The sequence below is a fragment of the Citrobacter sp. wls708 genome (genome assembly GCF_005281255.1).
Lineage (GTDB): Bacteria > Pseudomonadota > Gammaproteobacteria > Enterobacterales > Enterobacteriaceae > Citrobacter > Citrobacter werkmanii.
Genome location: NZ_SZXE01000015.1, coordinates 39884 through 54918 on the forward strand (window position 1 = coordinate 39884; position 15035 = coordinate 54918).

At 49.8% G+C, this 15035-nt stretch carries 16 protein-coding genes; 8 read left to right on the forward strand and 8 right to left on the reverse strand.

Going from position 1 to position 15035, the window contains the following annotated elements; translation table 11 throughout:
- Position 1 precedes the first annotated feature (1 nt).
- The 6 genes from FDW97_RS05355 to ycgZ all read right to left on the reverse strand — a co-directional run bounded on the left by FDW97_RS05355 (position 2) and on the right by ycgZ (position 3712).
- The gene (locus FDW97_RS05355) at positions 2-1519 is read right to left on the reverse strand and encodes a hypothetical protein (protein ID WP_137350736.1); all 1518 of its coding nucleotides are present in this window, start codon (positions 1517-1519) and stop codon (positions 2-4) included.
- 419 nt (positions 1520-1938) lie between these two features.
- The gene (locus FDW97_RS05360; protein WP_085048071.1) at positions 1939-2490 is read right to left on the reverse strand and encodes a LuxR C-terminal-related transcriptional regulator; all 552 of its coding nucleotides are present in this window, start codon (positions 2488-2490) and stop codon (positions 1939-1941) included.
- Positions 2441-2734, reverse strand: a complete 294-nt coding sequence (locus FDW97_RS05365) for a hypothetical protein (protein ID WP_085048070.1) — start codon at positions 2732-2734, stop codon at positions 2441-2443. The genes FDW97_RS05360 and FDW97_RS05365 overlap by 50 nt, the downstream gene beginning before the upstream one ends.
- A 122-nt stretch (positions 2735-2856) precedes the next feature.
- Entirely contained in the window at positions 2857-3123 is a 267-nt protein-coding gene (locus FDW97_RS05370; RefSeq protein WP_038641176.1) for a biofilm/acid-resistance regulator YmgB/AriR, read from the reverse strand.
- 34 nt (positions 3124-3157) lie between these two features.
- Positions 3158-3430: a hypothetical protein gene (locus FDW97_RS05375; RefSeq protein ID WP_085048069.1), complete on the reverse strand. Its 273-nt coding sequence runs from the start codon at positions 3428-3430 to the stop codon at positions 3158-3160.
- Positions 3431-3475: 45 nt separating this feature from the next.
- A complete protein-coding gene (ycgZ, locus tag FDW97_RS05380; RefSeq protein WP_038641180.1) occupies positions 3476-3712 on the reverse strand; it encodes a regulatory protein YcgZ in 237 nt (78 codons plus the stop codon).
- A 318-nt stretch (positions 3713-4030) separates the two neighbouring features.
- Between ycgZ and FDW97_RS05385 the strand changes: the two genes are divergently transcribed.
- From FDW97_RS05385 to FDW97_RS05415, 7 genes are all read left to right on the forward strand, one after another.
- Entirely contained in the window at positions 4031-5242 is a 1212-nt protein-coding gene (locus FDW97_RS05385; protein ID WP_085048068.1) for a diguanylate phosphodiesterase, read from the forward strand.
- Positions 5243-5463: 221 nt separating this feature from the next.
- Positions 5464-6195 (forward strand): MerR family transcriptional regulator, encoded by a 732-nt coding sequence (locus FDW97_RS05390; protein ID WP_038641185.1) that lies wholly within the window; start codon positions 5464-5466, stop codon positions 6193-6195.
- A 331-nt stretch (positions 6196-6526) separates the two neighbouring features.
- A complete protein-coding gene (locus FDW97_RS05395; RefSeq protein ID WP_038641196.1) occupies positions 6527-7801 on the forward strand; it encodes a Glu/Leu/Phe/Val dehydrogenase in 1275 nt (424 codons plus the stop codon).
- Positions 7802-8127: 326 nt separating this feature from the next.
- Complete coding sequence (dhaK, locus tag FDW97_RS05400) at positions 8128-9198, forward strand: dihydroxyacetone kinase subunit DhaK (RefSeq protein ID WP_038641209.1); 1071 nt, start codon at positions 8128-8130, stop codon at positions 9196-9198.
- Between the two features lie 11 nt (positions 9199-9209).
- A complete protein-coding gene (dhaL, locus tag FDW97_RS05405; RefSeq protein WP_038641211.1) occupies positions 9210-9842 on the forward strand; it encodes a dihydroxyacetone kinase subunit DhaL in 633 nt (210 codons plus the stop codon).
- Between the two features lie 10 nt (positions 9843-9852).
- Positions 9853-11283, forward strand: a complete 1431-nt coding sequence (gene dhaM, locus FDW97_RS05410; protein WP_137350737.1) for a dihydroxyacetone kinase phosphoryl donor subunit DhaM — start codon at positions 9853-9855, stop codon at positions 11281-11283.
- Positions 11284-11451: 168 nt separating this feature from the next.
- A complete protein-coding gene (locus FDW97_RS05415) occupies positions 11452-13164 on the forward strand; it encodes an alpha,alpha-trehalase (RefSeq protein ID WP_137350738.1) in 1713 nt (570 codons plus the stop codon).
- A gap of 46 nt (positions 13165-13210) precedes the next feature.
- Here FDW97_RS05415 and FDW97_RS05420 read toward each other — a convergent pair whose 3' ends face one another.
- Positions 13211-13465: a GlsB/YeaQ/YmgE family stress response membrane protein gene (locus tag FDW97_RS05420; protein ID WP_069324680.1), complete on the reverse strand. Its 255-nt coding sequence runs from the start codon at positions 13463-13465 to the stop codon at positions 13211-13213.
- 198 nt (positions 13466-13663) lie between these two features.
- Between FDW97_RS05420 and ycgR the strand changes: the two genes are divergently transcribed.
- Complete coding sequence (gene ycgR, locus FDW97_RS05425; RefSeq protein WP_038641216.1) at positions 13664-14398, forward strand: flagellar brake protein YcgR; 735 nt, start codon at positions 13664-13666, stop codon at positions 14396-14398.
- An 11-nt stretch (positions 14399-14409) separates the two neighbouring features.
- Here the strand turns inward: ycgR and emtA are convergent, their stop codons facing one another.
- Entirely contained in the window at positions 14410-15021 is a 612-nt protein-coding gene (gene emtA / locus FDW97_RS05430; protein WP_016153365.1) for a membrane-bound lytic murein transglycosylase EmtA, read from the reverse strand.
- Positions 15022-15035: the final 14 nt, after the last annotated feature.

Below are 15035 nucleotides of genomic sequence, written 5' to 3' on the forward strand. Positions count from 1 at the left end.
GCTATTCATTTTCAGTCAGACTGTCTGCCAGGCTAATCAGCCTGGCAGGATCAAATAGCATCGCCAGATAATGGGGCTGCTGCTGTTCTTCCTTATCCATCCATTCTGAAAGTCGTGTTGCCAGCAGGCGCAGTTCATTAATTTCTTTCGTTAATTCAAATAAAGAAATACCGCTCTGATGACCATAATTGTCTACCATCATTTTCATGGCAACGCTGCGTGAGACGCGGTTAAACATTTCGGTGTACCAAGGGACGCGTTCCCAGACTCGCTTAAACAGCTCCCTCTTCTCGTCGGACATCGCAACAGAATGGATGATTTGATAGAGCCGGTTACGCGAATCCTGGGCAAGGAAAAGAGCGCGCTCTTTTTCAAGTACCAACTGCTGGAATTGCTCACGTCCTCTATCGGGATCGTTTACCGGAAACAGGGTCGACAGGGCATAATCATCTGATTTGCGCACGTGCAGCTGAAGCTGCTTCACGGCCTGGGCATAGCTCTCCGGCACCTGGCTGTAATGATGCAGAACATGCCCCAGAATGTAGGGGGTCTTTCTCATCCATTCGTAGCTGCAGGTGTACAGCTGGTGGAAAAGGTTCACCTCAGCCGTCCCCACTTTATGCTCAAGCATATCCGTCAGCCAGCAGTGAAACGCCTGTTTTTCGGTCATAAAAATTTCGCGGCCAAACATCGCCAGGCCGTGCAAGTTGACAGAATTGACAGAGTTGATCAGCGAACTGTTCGAAATCCATTCCCAGTTAAGCCGCCCCGTTATAGCCTCCAGCTCTTCGCCCGCCATACTTTCTACCCAGCTTAATCGGCCCTGGATTTCTTCCAGCAAATAGCACGGAAGAAGCGTCCAGCCATATTCCAGCCCCCACATGTCAAATTCGATCCACTTTATTCGCCCATCAAGCTGAGTCAGGAGCGGATTATTAACAAACCCAGGGCGATATCCCTGCGCAACCGCCTTTATGGACACCCGCACATCTGGCGGCAGCACCTGCAAGGCATTAACCAATTGCCACGAGGCGGCTTCATCATCCATATAGTCACGTAACACCATTTTTTTTCCGAGGGTACGCAGCGTTTTATAGAGATATGGGAGTATTGAAACCCAGTTGGCTTTATAAGGCTGATGTCGAGGAAGATTAACAATTGCCCCATCAATATCCGGCAATTTTTCCAGAGCCTCATAAAGATCGTGCTGATAAAAATTCTTCCAGAAAATCTCATCCGCATTGCTGTTATCAATTAGCGGATATTCGGGGTATTTTTCCTGGATTTTAGCGCCACGGGGAAGCGCTTCGCCTTGCAGCCAAACCCGAATGCCGGAAGTACGACAATACCGACATAAACGCTGCAAATAAAGTAAATGCTCCTGATGTTCACGAAGCAGATTTTCACGACCATGCTGACAATATTTTGAAGGAGAGACTAACAAAGAAAATAAGTTCTGTTGGTTAATGACCAGTCCGTTAAATTGATCCCGTATCATCACTGCAATAACACTTTGCAAATACGGCCAGTGCCAAATCAGTGACGAGTTTACTTCCAGTAAACGCAACGGAACGGAAGCTTGCATTTAAAAAATTCTCATTATTTATGCCAAGGTGAATGGACATTTTATAGAGAATCCCCTGGTTGCGCTACTCCAGAATCTTTAAAATGCGCCATATGGTGCCGGTTTACTGATGTGGATTTTCTGGGAATCCCTCCGCCCATAGGAGTGTACAGAGTCCAGGCTCTAAGAACCTTCCTGTCATACTTCTTTTAGTAACAGAAATAGCACTTGCTTGTAACCCGTCCCTGGCGGCTCAACTGAAGGCGCAATGAATATGACAAACAGCAGCAGATACTTTGGCTACCGAAACGGGATCGCATACACCGCGTCATTTTGAGAATGCCAAATGCCAAAAATCCACACCTGTAATTTACTCAGGCATGTTCCAGCCAGTGCCTGAATATTGGGGTTTGCAGTATTCCTTGAAAATCAATCAACCCCGAACAACCAAGTTTCTTGATCAGATTTTGCCTGCTCAGGTAAATCGTTTTTAAGTGCAGGTTCAGCAAGCCAGAAATTTCAGAAATAGACCGCCCTTCCCCTAATTGCGTTAAGATGTATTTATCCCGTTCAGTCAGGACGACATTTATTTCAGCTTGCTGGTCGTGTTCAGTATCAATGCTGATAATTTCAGCGATAAATTTTTTGATTGAGGCTACGCCACTGTCTACAGGAAGCCTGTAGAATGAAAGTTCATTGAGGTACTGATACAGATGACCATCAATCAGAAGCACCAGCCGATGCGTCCTGAGATCATAGTTTTGTTTTTTTACAGTGTTGAAGTAGTTGATCGTAAAGAAAACAAGACGCACATTCTTATCTTTATACTCTATATCAGCGAGAATATTCTCCAGACCTTGCCTGATAAAAACATCATCAATCCATAAGTGTGCTTGTCTGGCGTGTTCCTGAACTGTATTCATCATTTATGACCTCTAAAAAATCACAATTAACCTGACGGGGTTCAGAACGAATAGCTGGTTGAAAGTGACTCATAATCTGCTTATAAAGATCGGTTAATATAGCATTCTTCTCATTCTTCAGCTGTGCACTGAGCGCCTGAACAAGAACATCATCACTGACATAACCCATTTTTAACATCACATTACGCTCTAAATTCTTGTATAAAGCGCACTGGAAAATATAATTTTCCGGAATTGAATTAATCATATCAAGCCCATAATAATGTAGTCTAATAATGAGAAGATGCTATGTGTAGTCTTAATTCAAAGTATACAAATACTCAGCACATACTATGGATGCTGGAGCTTCATGATTATATAATAATTTTATTAGACGTCGTCAGCTGTATAGCGCAACACTATTTCCAGTGTTTTTCTGATGATATCAGCCTGAACAACATCTGTTGTCGATTCCAGTGAAGCGATTAGGCTTAAAATGATGTTTTTATTATTAACATTATCGCCAGCTAAAATCACATTTGTTACTGCCTGCCCCAATACAACGGATTCATCTGCTAATAGCTCACCGGCATTACGGAAGTAACTCGACAAAGCCTTATCTGCAATTGCTCTGTGAACATTCATTTCCTGAAGCATAGTCACCTCGCTTGTATAGTATGGAAAATGGTCTCTAATGTAATTTAGGCTTTTTACTGCCACTGAATACACTCTCATCAACAGTTCTTTCCGGTTTGGGGTTCATCCTTGCCGGATTAGAATCTGTGAAATCATGAATTATGCTGTCAATAAGATGTCTACGCCCGGCATCCACTTCACTCGCCTTCATAAGACGTAATTGCTTAATCAATGCGGGTAATGATATTACCGTGTTTATGCGCAAAATCTGTATAACAGCTAAACCTGTAATTTCGTGTTTCAAGCGTTCATGGTCAGTTTTCTTCATAACTACTTCACTACTTTCCCCATTTATATGTTTTAGGGTGTCCCTTTATTCGAAGAGCAGGCCGATTAGGGCATTGTAATGCTTCTGTTCGTCCTCACCAGATGCTTTTTCAAGACGGTTCAAAAGCTTGGCACAGAGTGACTTTCGGCTCAGGTTGCGTCCATCTTTTAGTATCTCAGTGACGATTTCTCCCAATGTTTCCTGCTGTGTAGGAAGATGCGCTTTTGCAAAGTAACGAGAAATTGCGTTTGCGGAATCAGTGAGAACTCTGTGCTGCTGCATATGTTGCTCCTGTAACAAAATGCTGATGAGTATTAAGTTTTATAACAGTAGCAAAGTTGTACCAAAAATGTGTACACGAAGATAAAGCAAATTTTAACATAAAGTGCTATATGATATTTTTCAATGAATTAGAGTGAAAATAAAAAGTACAACACCTCCAGGTACTGTACAGCCTTTGTTTCCCGGGAGCGGTTACGGCGTCTGTACAGCCTTACACGTGTAAATTTATGGTTAAAATAATGTATTGAAAATCAGGACATAACCGCGTTTGTCTGATACTGTCCTTACCTCACCTCATCCCTTAATCCCGGACTGTCCATGCTCACGACCATTATTTACCGTAGCCATCTACGTGATGACGCCCCCCTCTGTGCGATTGAGGATATGGTGATGGCCGCAAATCTGAAAAACAGGCGCTCTGATGTTACAGGGATCTTGCTCTTTAACGGTCAGCATTTTTTCCAGCTGCTCGAAGGCCCAGAGGAGCAAGTGAAGGAGATTTATCGTTGTATCTGTAACGACTCACGGCACTACAATATTGTCGAGCTGATGTGCGATTATGCCCCTGCGCGCCGGTTCGGGAAGGTCGGGATGGAGTTATTTGATTTGCAAAAACATGAACGGGCTGAGGTCTTACAAGCTGTACTGAATCAGGGGACGTCAAAATTCCAGCTCACCTATGATGACCGGGCATTGCAGTTTTTCCGGACATTCGTACTGGCAACAGAAAAATCGACTTATTTTGAAATCCCTGCTGCCGATTTCTGGGATTTTATTACCGATAAAAGTTGTACAACCCTTAATGAAGCAGAGCTCACGTCAAATACCGACTACACCTTTGCCTTTCAACCAATTATCGACCCTATGTCACAACGCGTTATCGCTCTGGAAGCGCTTATTCGTGGTAAAGATGGGGAAACTCCGGCAGCGTACTTTGACAAATTAAGCACGGAAGAGATGTACACCGCGGATCTGGAAAGTAAAAAGACGGCATTTGCCATGGCCAGCGCTCTGAATCTTGGTGAAAAAATGTTGTCAGTCAATCTGTTACCCATGACGCTGGTGAACAGACCCGACGCTGTTAACTTTCTGATTCATGAAATAGCCGCAAATGGACTGGTCCCTGAACAAATCATCGTGGAATTTACCGAGAGCGAAGTCATCTCCCGCTTTGATGCTTTTGCACAGGCGGTAAAATCACTTAAAGCGGCAGGGATTTGTGTGGCAGTTGATCATTTTGGCGCGGGTTATGCTGGGCTTTTACTTCTGTCTCGTTTCCAGCCGGACAGAATAAAGATAAGCCGTGAACTCATTGCTGATGTCCATAAAAGTGGCCCAAGACAGGCCATCATTCAGGCGATCATTAAATGCTGTACTTCACTTGAGATTCAGCTTTCAGCCGTTGGCATTGAAAAACCCGAAGAATGGATGTGGCTTGAATCCGCTGGGATCGAGCTTTTCCAGGGTAACTTATTTGCAGCAGCCTTGCTGAACGGTACCCCTTCTGTGGCATGGCCTGAGAGAAAATAAATCGCCACACAATAAATCATTAATATTCAATGGATTATGAAAGTCATTTGTTACCTCCCCCTTTTCTGAGGTTAAAGCCAGCAATATTCTCACGCGTGATAGTAAAGTAAATCTTAATTTTGCTAGAATGCTCTGTATGTTTTGTACAATTTGATGCATGTTGTACAAAGTGACAGGAACCGCATATCGGTGACGGAGAATCAGGAGTGTTTGGGGGAACTATGGCTTATTACAGCATCGGCGACGTCGCAGAACGTTGCGGGATAAATCCTGTAACCCTTCGGGCATGGCAACGACGCTACGGTTTACTCAAACCTCAACGAAGCGAAGGCGGACACCGACTCTTTGATGAAGAGGATATTCAACGTATTGAAGAAATCAAACGTTGGATTAGCAATGGTACGCCTGTCGGGAAAGTGAAAGCATTACTGGAAACCAGTACCCGCGAAACTGATGATGACTGGAATCAATTGCAGGAAGAGATGATGAGCATTCTGCGGATGGCCAATCCGCCGAAGCTGCGGGCCAAAATGCTCTCTCTTGGCCGCGCGTATCCGGTCGATGCGTTGATTGACCGAGTCTATCTTCCTGTACGCCAGCGACTCATACTTGATCATAATACCTCTCGCATAATGAACAGCATGCTTGACGGCGCGCTGATCGAATATGTTGCGGTACTTCTGTCAGAAACGCGTCGCAAGTCAGGGAAAGATGCCATTCTGATGGCCTGGGATGTTGAAGACAGAACCCGTTTATGGCTTGAGGCCTGGCGCTTATCGCAATCCGGGTGGCATATCGCCATTCTTGCAGAGCCTATTGAAACACCACGTCCTGAGCTATTCCCCGGGCAAACGCTTTTCGTCTGGACCGGTACGGCGCCAACCAGACGACAAAATGAACTGCTGCAACACTGGAATGAGCAGGGATACAAAGTTATTTTCCACGGGCCTTAAGCCGACAGATGCCCAGCTTAATGCAATAAAGCAAACACATTTTATTATCATATTGTTTACTTTTAGAGGTGCGTCATAAATCTGACAAAATGTGTTTTTTGCAAAATGCGCATATTAAATCACTCCAGCCTCGCAAAAAGTCATAAAGACAGCACAAAACAAGCATAGTTATTCATCTTTCAACTAAAGCCCATACTATCCATGCCGATAAGCTGCGTTGGCTGGGGGGGCTACTCCATGAAAAAAATGTTAAATTTAGGTGTATATGGTGAGATTCACTGTATACCACGGCCAAATTAAGAACATATTACTTTTATAACTAAGGTTTATCATGGATAAGTTATCTTACGCTTCAGATAGCAGCACATCTGCCTGGAATACCTACCTGCAACAAATCGAGCGTGTGGCCCCTTACCTGGGCGAACTTTCCCATTGGGTGGATACCCTGCGTCACCCAAAACGCGCGTTGATTGTTGATATCCCGGTACAAATGGATGACGGGACTATCCGTCATTTTGAAGGGTATCGCGTGCAACATAACCTTTCCCGTGGTCCGGGCAAAGGCGGTGTGCGTTTTCATCCTGATGTTGATCTTAATGAAGTGATGGCCCTGTCCGCATGGATGACCATCAAATGCGCAGCATTGAATCTGCCGTACGGCGGTGCCAAAGGTGGTGTGCGCGTCGATCCGTTCTCACTGTCTGAAGGCGAACTGGAGCGTTTGACCCGTCGCTATACCAGCGAAATCGGCATTATTATTGGACCACAGAAAGACATCCCTGCGCCGGATGTGGGTACAAACGGTAAAGTGATGGCCTGGATGATGGATACCTATTCCATGAACCACGGCACCACCGTGACCAGCGTGGTCACCGGTAAACCTATTCACCTCGGGGGCTCGTTAGGCCGTGATAAAGCCACCGGTCGCGGCGTTTTTGTCAGCGGTCTGGAAGTGGCTCGTCGTGCCAATATCGACGTTGAAGGCGCTCGCGTCGCGGTGCAAGGTTTTGGTAACGTCGGCAGTGAAGCCGCCCGTCTTTTCGCGGCAGCTGGCGCACGCGTAGTCGCTATTCAGGATCACACCGCGACGCTGTTTAACGCTACCGGCATCGACATGTCCGCGCTGTCAGCCTGGCAACTGGAGCACAAACAGATTGCTGGTTTCCCGGGGGCTGAAACCATCGCCAGCGAGGCCTTCTGGAGCCTGGAGATGGACATTCTGATCCCTGCCGCGCTCGAAGGTCAGATCACCCGTCACCGCGCTGAAACGCTGACCTGTAAACTGATACTCGAAGGCGCCAACGGTCCAACCTATCCGGATGCCGACGACGTTCTGGCAAGCCGCGGTATTGTGGTTGTTCCTGACGTAGTTTGTAACGCCGGCGGCGTTACCGTCAGCTACTTCGAATGGGTTCAGGACATGGCAAGCTTCTTCTGGAGCGAAGAAGAGATCAACCAACGCATGGATAAAATCATGACCGATGCGATGGTGCACGTGTGGGAAAAAGCCGCCGAGAAATCCTGCTCTCTGCGTACCGCCGCCTATATTGTCGCCTGTGAGCGTATTTTGCTGGCACGTAAAGATCGCGGAATTTATCCGGGCTAAGATTGGATCTTTTCCTGTTCATAAACCACCTGCCTGGCAGGTGGTTTTTTTTCAGCAAAACCCAGCGCGTAATCGCTTTCCCGCCTGATACTGCCCAATCTCACATTTCCGCTGTTTTTTGCGGCCATACGTTTCAATATGGAACATATTGAGATAGCAATGTTCCTTATTGAAACACCACCAACAGCAATTTTCTTTTGCATACCCGTGTGCAAAATTACTTTATCGGCAGCGAGCGGTCGCCGTAGCGTTGTACAAACCGATACCCTACATCAGATGACTGCAGAATTTTGGCAGCATCCAGGACTGTCTGCGGAGCATAAATAATGAAAAAATTGATCAACCGTGTTGAAGACGTACTGAATGAACAACTCGCCGGACTGGCGAAGGCTTACCCCTCCCTGGCGCTGCATCAGGACCCGGTGTACGTCACTCGCGCAGATGCGCCGGTGATGGGCAAAGTGGCGCTCCTTTCCGGCGGCGGCAGCGGACATGAGCCAATGCACTGCGGTTATATTGGGCAGGGCATGCTCGCCGGGGCCTGCCCGGGTGAGATTTTTACCTCACCTACGCCGGATAAAATGTTCGAATGCGCCATGCAAATTGACGGCGGTGAAGGCGTCCTGCTGATCATCAAGAATTACACCGGCGACATTCTTAACTTCGAAACCGCCGCCGAGTTGCTGCACGAAAGCGGTATTAAAGTCACGACCATGGTGGTGGATGACGACGTCGCGGTGAAAGATAGTCTGTATACCGCCGGTCGTCGTGGCGTGGCGAATACCGTATTGATAGAAAAACTGGTCGGCGCGGCAGCCGAACGCGGTGACTCGCTGGAAGCCTGCGCGGCACTCGGGCGTCAACTGAATAACCAGGGACACTCCATTGGGATCGCCATTGGCGCCTGTACCGTTCCGGCCGCCGGGCAACCGTCGTTCACGCTGCAGGATAACGAAATGGAGTTTGGCGTGGGTATCCACGGGGAGCCGGGCATTGACCGCAGAGCCTTCACCTCTCTCGACCAAACCGTAGATGAAATGTTCGACACGCTGCTGGAAAACGGCAACTACAGCCGCACGCTGCGTCATTGGGACAACGTCCAGGGCGCGTGGCAGGAAGGCAAAGAAAGCAAGCGGGCGTTGCAAAGCGGCGATCGCGTCATTGCGCTGGTCAATAATCTCGGTGCGACGCCGTTGTCAGAACTCTTCGGCGTGTATAACCGCCTCGAAAGCCGTTGCCAGGATGCGGGGATCGTCATTGAGCGCAACCTGATCGGCTCTTACTGTACCTCTCTGGATATGACCGGTTTTTCAATCACCCTGTTACAGGTGGATGACGAAACGCTGAATTTATGGGATGCACCGGTTCACACCCCTGCTCTCAACTGGGGTAAATAAGGAGATTCATGATGTCCCTCACCAGAACGCAAATTGTTAACTGGCTCTATCGCTGCGGCGAAATATTCACTACCGAAAGTGATTTTCTCACCGGGCTGGACCGGGAAATCGGCGATGCAGACCACGGTCTGAACATGCATCGTGGCTTTAGTAAAGTGGTCGAAAAACTGCCGTCTATCGCCGATAAAGACATCGGCTTTATTTTAAAAAATACCGGCATGGTATTGCTCTCCAGCGTTGGCGGAGCCAGCGGCCCGCTGTTCGGTACCTTTTTCATCCGCGCCGCCCAGGTCACGCAAGCCCACCAGAGCCTGACGCTGGACGAGTTGTATCAAATGATTCGCGATGGCGCAGAAGGCGTCATTAGCCGTGGTAAAGCTGAGCCTGGCGACAAAACCATGTGCGACGTTTGGTTGCCGGTGGTGGAATCTTTACGTCAGTCCTGCGAGCAAAAGCTAAGCGTACAGGCGGCGCTGGAAGCCGCAAGCCAACAAGCGGAAGCCGCGGCACAAAGCACCATCACCATGCAGGCACGCAAAGGCCGCGCCAGCTACCTTGGTGAACGCAGCATTGGCCATCAGGATCCTGGCGCAACGTCCGTCATGTTTATGATGCAAATGCTGGCTCAGGCGTCCAGAGAGTAAGGATAAAGCGATGGTAAACCTGGTTATTGTGTCTCACAGCGCCCAACTGGGCGAAGGCGTCGGCGCGTTAGCCCGACAAATGTTAATGGGCGATGGCTGTAAACTCGCTATTGCCGCAGGCATTGACGATCCTGAGAATCCCATTGGCACCGATCCGATTAAGGTGATGGAAGCCATCGAGTCCGTGGCCGATACGGATCACGTGTTAGTGATGATGGATATCGGCAGCGCGTTACTGAGTGCGGAAACCGCCCTTGAGCTGCTCGCCCCTGACATCGCCGCGAAAGTCCGTCTGTGCGCCGCCCCGCTGGTTGAAGGCACGCTGGCCGCGACGGTTAGCGCTGCTGCGGGTGCTGATATCGAGCAGGTCATCCGTGATGCCATGCACGCCCTCGACGCCAAATGTGAGCAACTGGGTTTACCTTCGCCCTCGGCAGCAAAGTCCGCTTCTGCCGAACTATCCCCCGACACAGATGCCCGTTCGATTGCCATTGTGGTGAAAAACCCCAACGGTATCCACGTTCGCCCGGCCTCACGGCTGGTATCTACGCTGTCTGGCTTTAACGCCGACATGTGGCTGGAAAAAAACGGCAAGTGCGTCGTTCCTGATAGTCTCAATCAGATAGCCTTGCTGCAAGTGCGTTGTAACGACACGCTGCGCCTGATTGCCAAAGGCGAACAGGCAGAAGATGCCCTGGCCGCATTCAAACAGTTGGCGGCAGAGAATTTTGGCGAATCGCTCGCACCAACGCAGGCGAAAAACGTGGCGACTCAGGTCCCGTCACGGGTAACGGGGACGGTATTTTGTTACACGCCATTCTCACGCGAGATAAGCCCGCAGCCCGCAGCGTCATTGCAGGCTGAGCAGCAGCGATTACAGGCCGCCATCCAGAGCACGCTGAACGATTTAAGCGAGCTAACCGCGCTTGCTGAAGAGAAGTATTCCGCCGATATCGCCGCGATCTTCTCCGGTCACCACACGCTGTTGGACGATCCCGAGCTGTTCGATATGGCGTGCGACGTAATGCGTGAAAAGCAGTGTAGCGCCGCCTGCGCCTGGCAGCAGGTGCTGAGCGAACTCAGCCAGCAGTATTTACAGCTCGACGATCCCTACTTACAGGCGCGATATATCGACATTGAAGATTTACTGTCTCGTTCGCTGCAGCATTTAACAGGAGCGACGCCGCAAATCCCGACGTTCAGTTGTCCGACAATCCTGGTCGCGGACGTCATTTATCCGTCTACGGTGTTGCAACTCGATCCGCTGATCATCAAAGGGATCTGTCTGCGTGCCGGGAGTGAGGCTTCTCACCCCGCGATTATCGCCCGTGAAATGGGACTTTGTTGGATGTGTCAGCTTGGGGAGACCCTCGATAGTATAAAGACGGGAGATACGGTCACTCTTGACTGCGTGGCGCATCGGATAACCCATACAGGTTAATGGCATCAGCACATCCTTTCTCAACAGGGTGTGCATCTTCCTGGCGCGTCGGGAAATGTCTGTTTATTCGCAAAATGGGGAGTCGATCACGCGCAACGGTCGATCCTGAACTAAGGTTTTCTCATGGTAAATGCCGCTGCTTCGGCACACCGCTAAGGAGATTAACCGATGATAACACCAGCAATTCGCCCTTCCGGGCTGCTTTCTGTTGCGATAAAACTGACGTTTGCCAGTACCCTTTTTGCCTGTACCTCTTTTACCGTCAATGCGGAGGACGCGCCAGCAGCGACACCGCAACCACCTGATATTCTGCTCGGCCCTCTGTTTAACGATGTACAGACAGCCAAATTGTTCCCTGACCAGAAAACCTTTGCTGACGCGGTTCCCAATAGCGATCCGTTAATGATCCTCGCCGATTACCGAATGCAAAAGAATCAATCTGGATTCGATTTACGTCATTTTGTCGGAGTGAACTTTACCTTACCAAAAGAGGGTGAAAAATACGTCCCCCCTGCCGGGCAATCGCTGCGCGAGCATATTGATGGTCTGTGGCCGGTGCTAACCCGCTCAACAACAGACGTTGAAAAATGGGACTCGCTGCTGCCGCTCCCGGAGCCATATGTGGTGCCAGGCGGGCGTTTTCGCGAAATATATTATTGGGACAGCTATTTCACCATGCTGGGGCTTGCCGAAAGTAATCACTGGGACAAGGTCTCCGACATGGTGGCAAATTTCGCTTACGAGATTGATGCCTGGGGACACATTCCTAACGGCAACCGTACCTATTATCTGAGCCGTTCTCAACCGCCGTTCTTTGCCTTTATGGTTGAACTGCTGGCGCAGCACGAAGGGGATGATGCGCTGAAAAAATACCTCCCGCAGATGCTCAAAGAGTACACCTACTGGATGGAGGGCGTCGAAACGCTCCAGCCCGGTCAGCAAAATAAGCGCGTGGTCAAGCTGGATGACGGCACCATTTTGAACCGCTACTGGGATGACCGCGATACACCGCGGCCAGAGTCATGGGTGGAGGATATCGCCACCGCTAAAAGTAACCCGAACCGCCCGGCCACCGAAATCTACCGCGACCTGCGCTCCGCCGCCGCGTCCGGCTGGGACTTTAGTTCCCGCTGGATGGATAACCCCAACCAGCTAGGTACCCTGCGTACCACCAGCATTGTGCCGGTCGATCTCAATTCGCTGATGTACAAAATGGAAAAAATGATCGCCCTCGCCAGTAAAGCCGCTGGTGATGATGCCAAAGCTGCTCAATATGACGGTTTTGCCAATGCCCGACAAAAAGGGATCGAAAAGCACCTGTGGAACGACAAAGAAGGTTGGTATGCCGACTACGATCTAAAGAGCCACAAAGTACGTAACCAACTCACTGCCGCCGCCCTGTTCCCACTGTATGTTAATGCAGCGGCAAAAGATCGCGCCAGTAAGGTCGCCGCGGCAACCCAGGCGCATTTGCTGCAGCCCGGCGGTCTAGCTACCACCTCGGTGAAAAGCGGCCAGCAATGGGATGCGCCAAACGGCTGGGCCCCTCTCCAGTGGGTCGCGGCAGCCGGGTTACAGAATTACGGTCAGGATAACGTCGCCATGGACGTAACCTGGCGATTCCTCACCAACGTGCAGCACACTTACGATCGCGAGAAAAAGCTGGTTGAAAAGTATGACGTGAGTACCACTGGCACCGGCGGCGGTGGCGGTGAATATCCGTTGCAGGATGGGTTCGGCTGGACTAACGGCGTAACGCTAAAAATGCTCGACCTGATTTGCGCCAAAGAAAAACCGTGTGACAGCGTCCCCGCATCGCGTCCAGCCCCGGCTGGGACGGCATCAACTGAGCCTCAAAAGCAGACGCAACCAACGCCATAACGAACTTTCTATTCCAAAGAAACGGCCCCCAGAGGGGGCCGCTCACTCAATCTCGTCGCACAAGCCGGAAAACACCCAGCACAACAATCGCGCCGACTACGGCCACCAGGAAGCTGTGGAGATTAAATCCGCTGACATCACCGCCGATACCAAACATTGTTGCCAGCCATCCGCCGACTACAGCGCCGACAATACCGAGAATACAGGTCAGGATAAATCCACCGCCATCGCGCCCCGGCATAATCAGTTTGGCGATAATACCTGCAATCAGACCAAAAACAATCCAGGCAATAATTCCCATTTTCAGGCCCTCTTTCCAGTGAATGTGCGCTCGTTATTCCCGCGCCAGTGCATTAAGTATAGGCAAGCTGTTGGATGACGTTTTTCCACACAGACTTAATTCATTGGCTTTGGCAAAAAATTTCATTCATTTGTCTTAAGTTCCGTCGTTTGATGCCGATAATCCAACGATAAACCAGGCATCCAGGAGTCATTAGGTGTGAGCAACTACAATGAGCAGTTCCTGAAGCAAAATCCGTTAGCGGTGTTAGGCGTTCTCAGGGACTTAAATTCGCAGCAGGTTCCACTGCGTATCTCCTGGTCAGGTGGCCAGTTCATTAGCAAAATACTGGCGGTCACCCCGGACGAACTGATCATGGACTTTGGCAGTCAGGAATATGAAAACCAGGCCGTGCAGCGGGCCAGCCAGATCTCAATTATCGCCGAAACGCAGGGCGCCAAAGTGGAATTCACGCTGCCGCAGCTTAAAAAAGGCGAGTATCAGCGACTACCGGCATTTATCTCAACGCTGCCGCCTTCCCTGTGGTTCATACAGCGTCGGGAGTATTTCCGTATCGGCGCGCCGCTGCATCCTCCCTATCGCTGCGCGGCAAAGATGCCGGACAACAGCATTCTGCATTTTCGCCTGTTCGATTTGTCTCTCGGCGGCATGGGTGGGCTGTTAGAAACGGCAAAACCAGAGGGACTGGTAGAAGGCATGCGCTTCTCACAAGTTGAACTGAATATGGCGCAATGGGGTGTGTATCACGTTGACGCCCAGCTGATTTCCATCAGCGAGCGCGTGGTTATCGACAGCAAAAACGAAACCATTACCACTCCCCGCCTGAGCTTTCGTTTTCTCAACGTCGGCCCGGCGGTGGAGCGGAACTTACAGCGGATTATTTTTTCCCTTGAGCGCGAAGCCCGGGAAAAAGCAAATAAGGTGCGCGGGTAGCATTACATGAACTACATGACATCCAGCGCTTGCTGGAGCTTCCAGATATAGCGCGGAGCCTGCGGCGCCGGATGATTATCAGCCACATGTTCAATAAATTCATCCGGGCTGAGATCGTTGATCTTATTAATGGCTTTTTTTCTGTCGGAGGAGAATGTTCGCAGCAGTGCGCCCGCCCCGTTAGCGTACGACACCACCAGCGCATATTGCATCACCTGAGGATCTTCAATTCCGGCCAGAGGCCCGGTCTCAAGAATACTCAGGTAGGCGGCTCCCATTGAAATATTACGCTCAGGATTTTTCAGCTCGCTGGTCGACGGCTCTCCGCTCCATCCCATACGACGGTAAACATCGCGTCCTGACGTGGACGCTTTTAACTGCATCAGACCAATCGCATTCGATTTACTGACCGCATTCGGGTTTCCGCCAGATTCAATGGCGATGATAGCGGTAATCAATTGTGGGCTGACACCCCAGGCCGCACCGGCTTTTTCACTGATCGGCATCCATTGCATTGCGCGTTTGACCGGAACTTCAGCATTCCATGGCGGATTTTTGTAATCCTGTTTTGAACTACAGCCCGCAAGTAATACAACCAAAAAAGCAAACCATCTCAATTTCACGTCATCTATCCTTA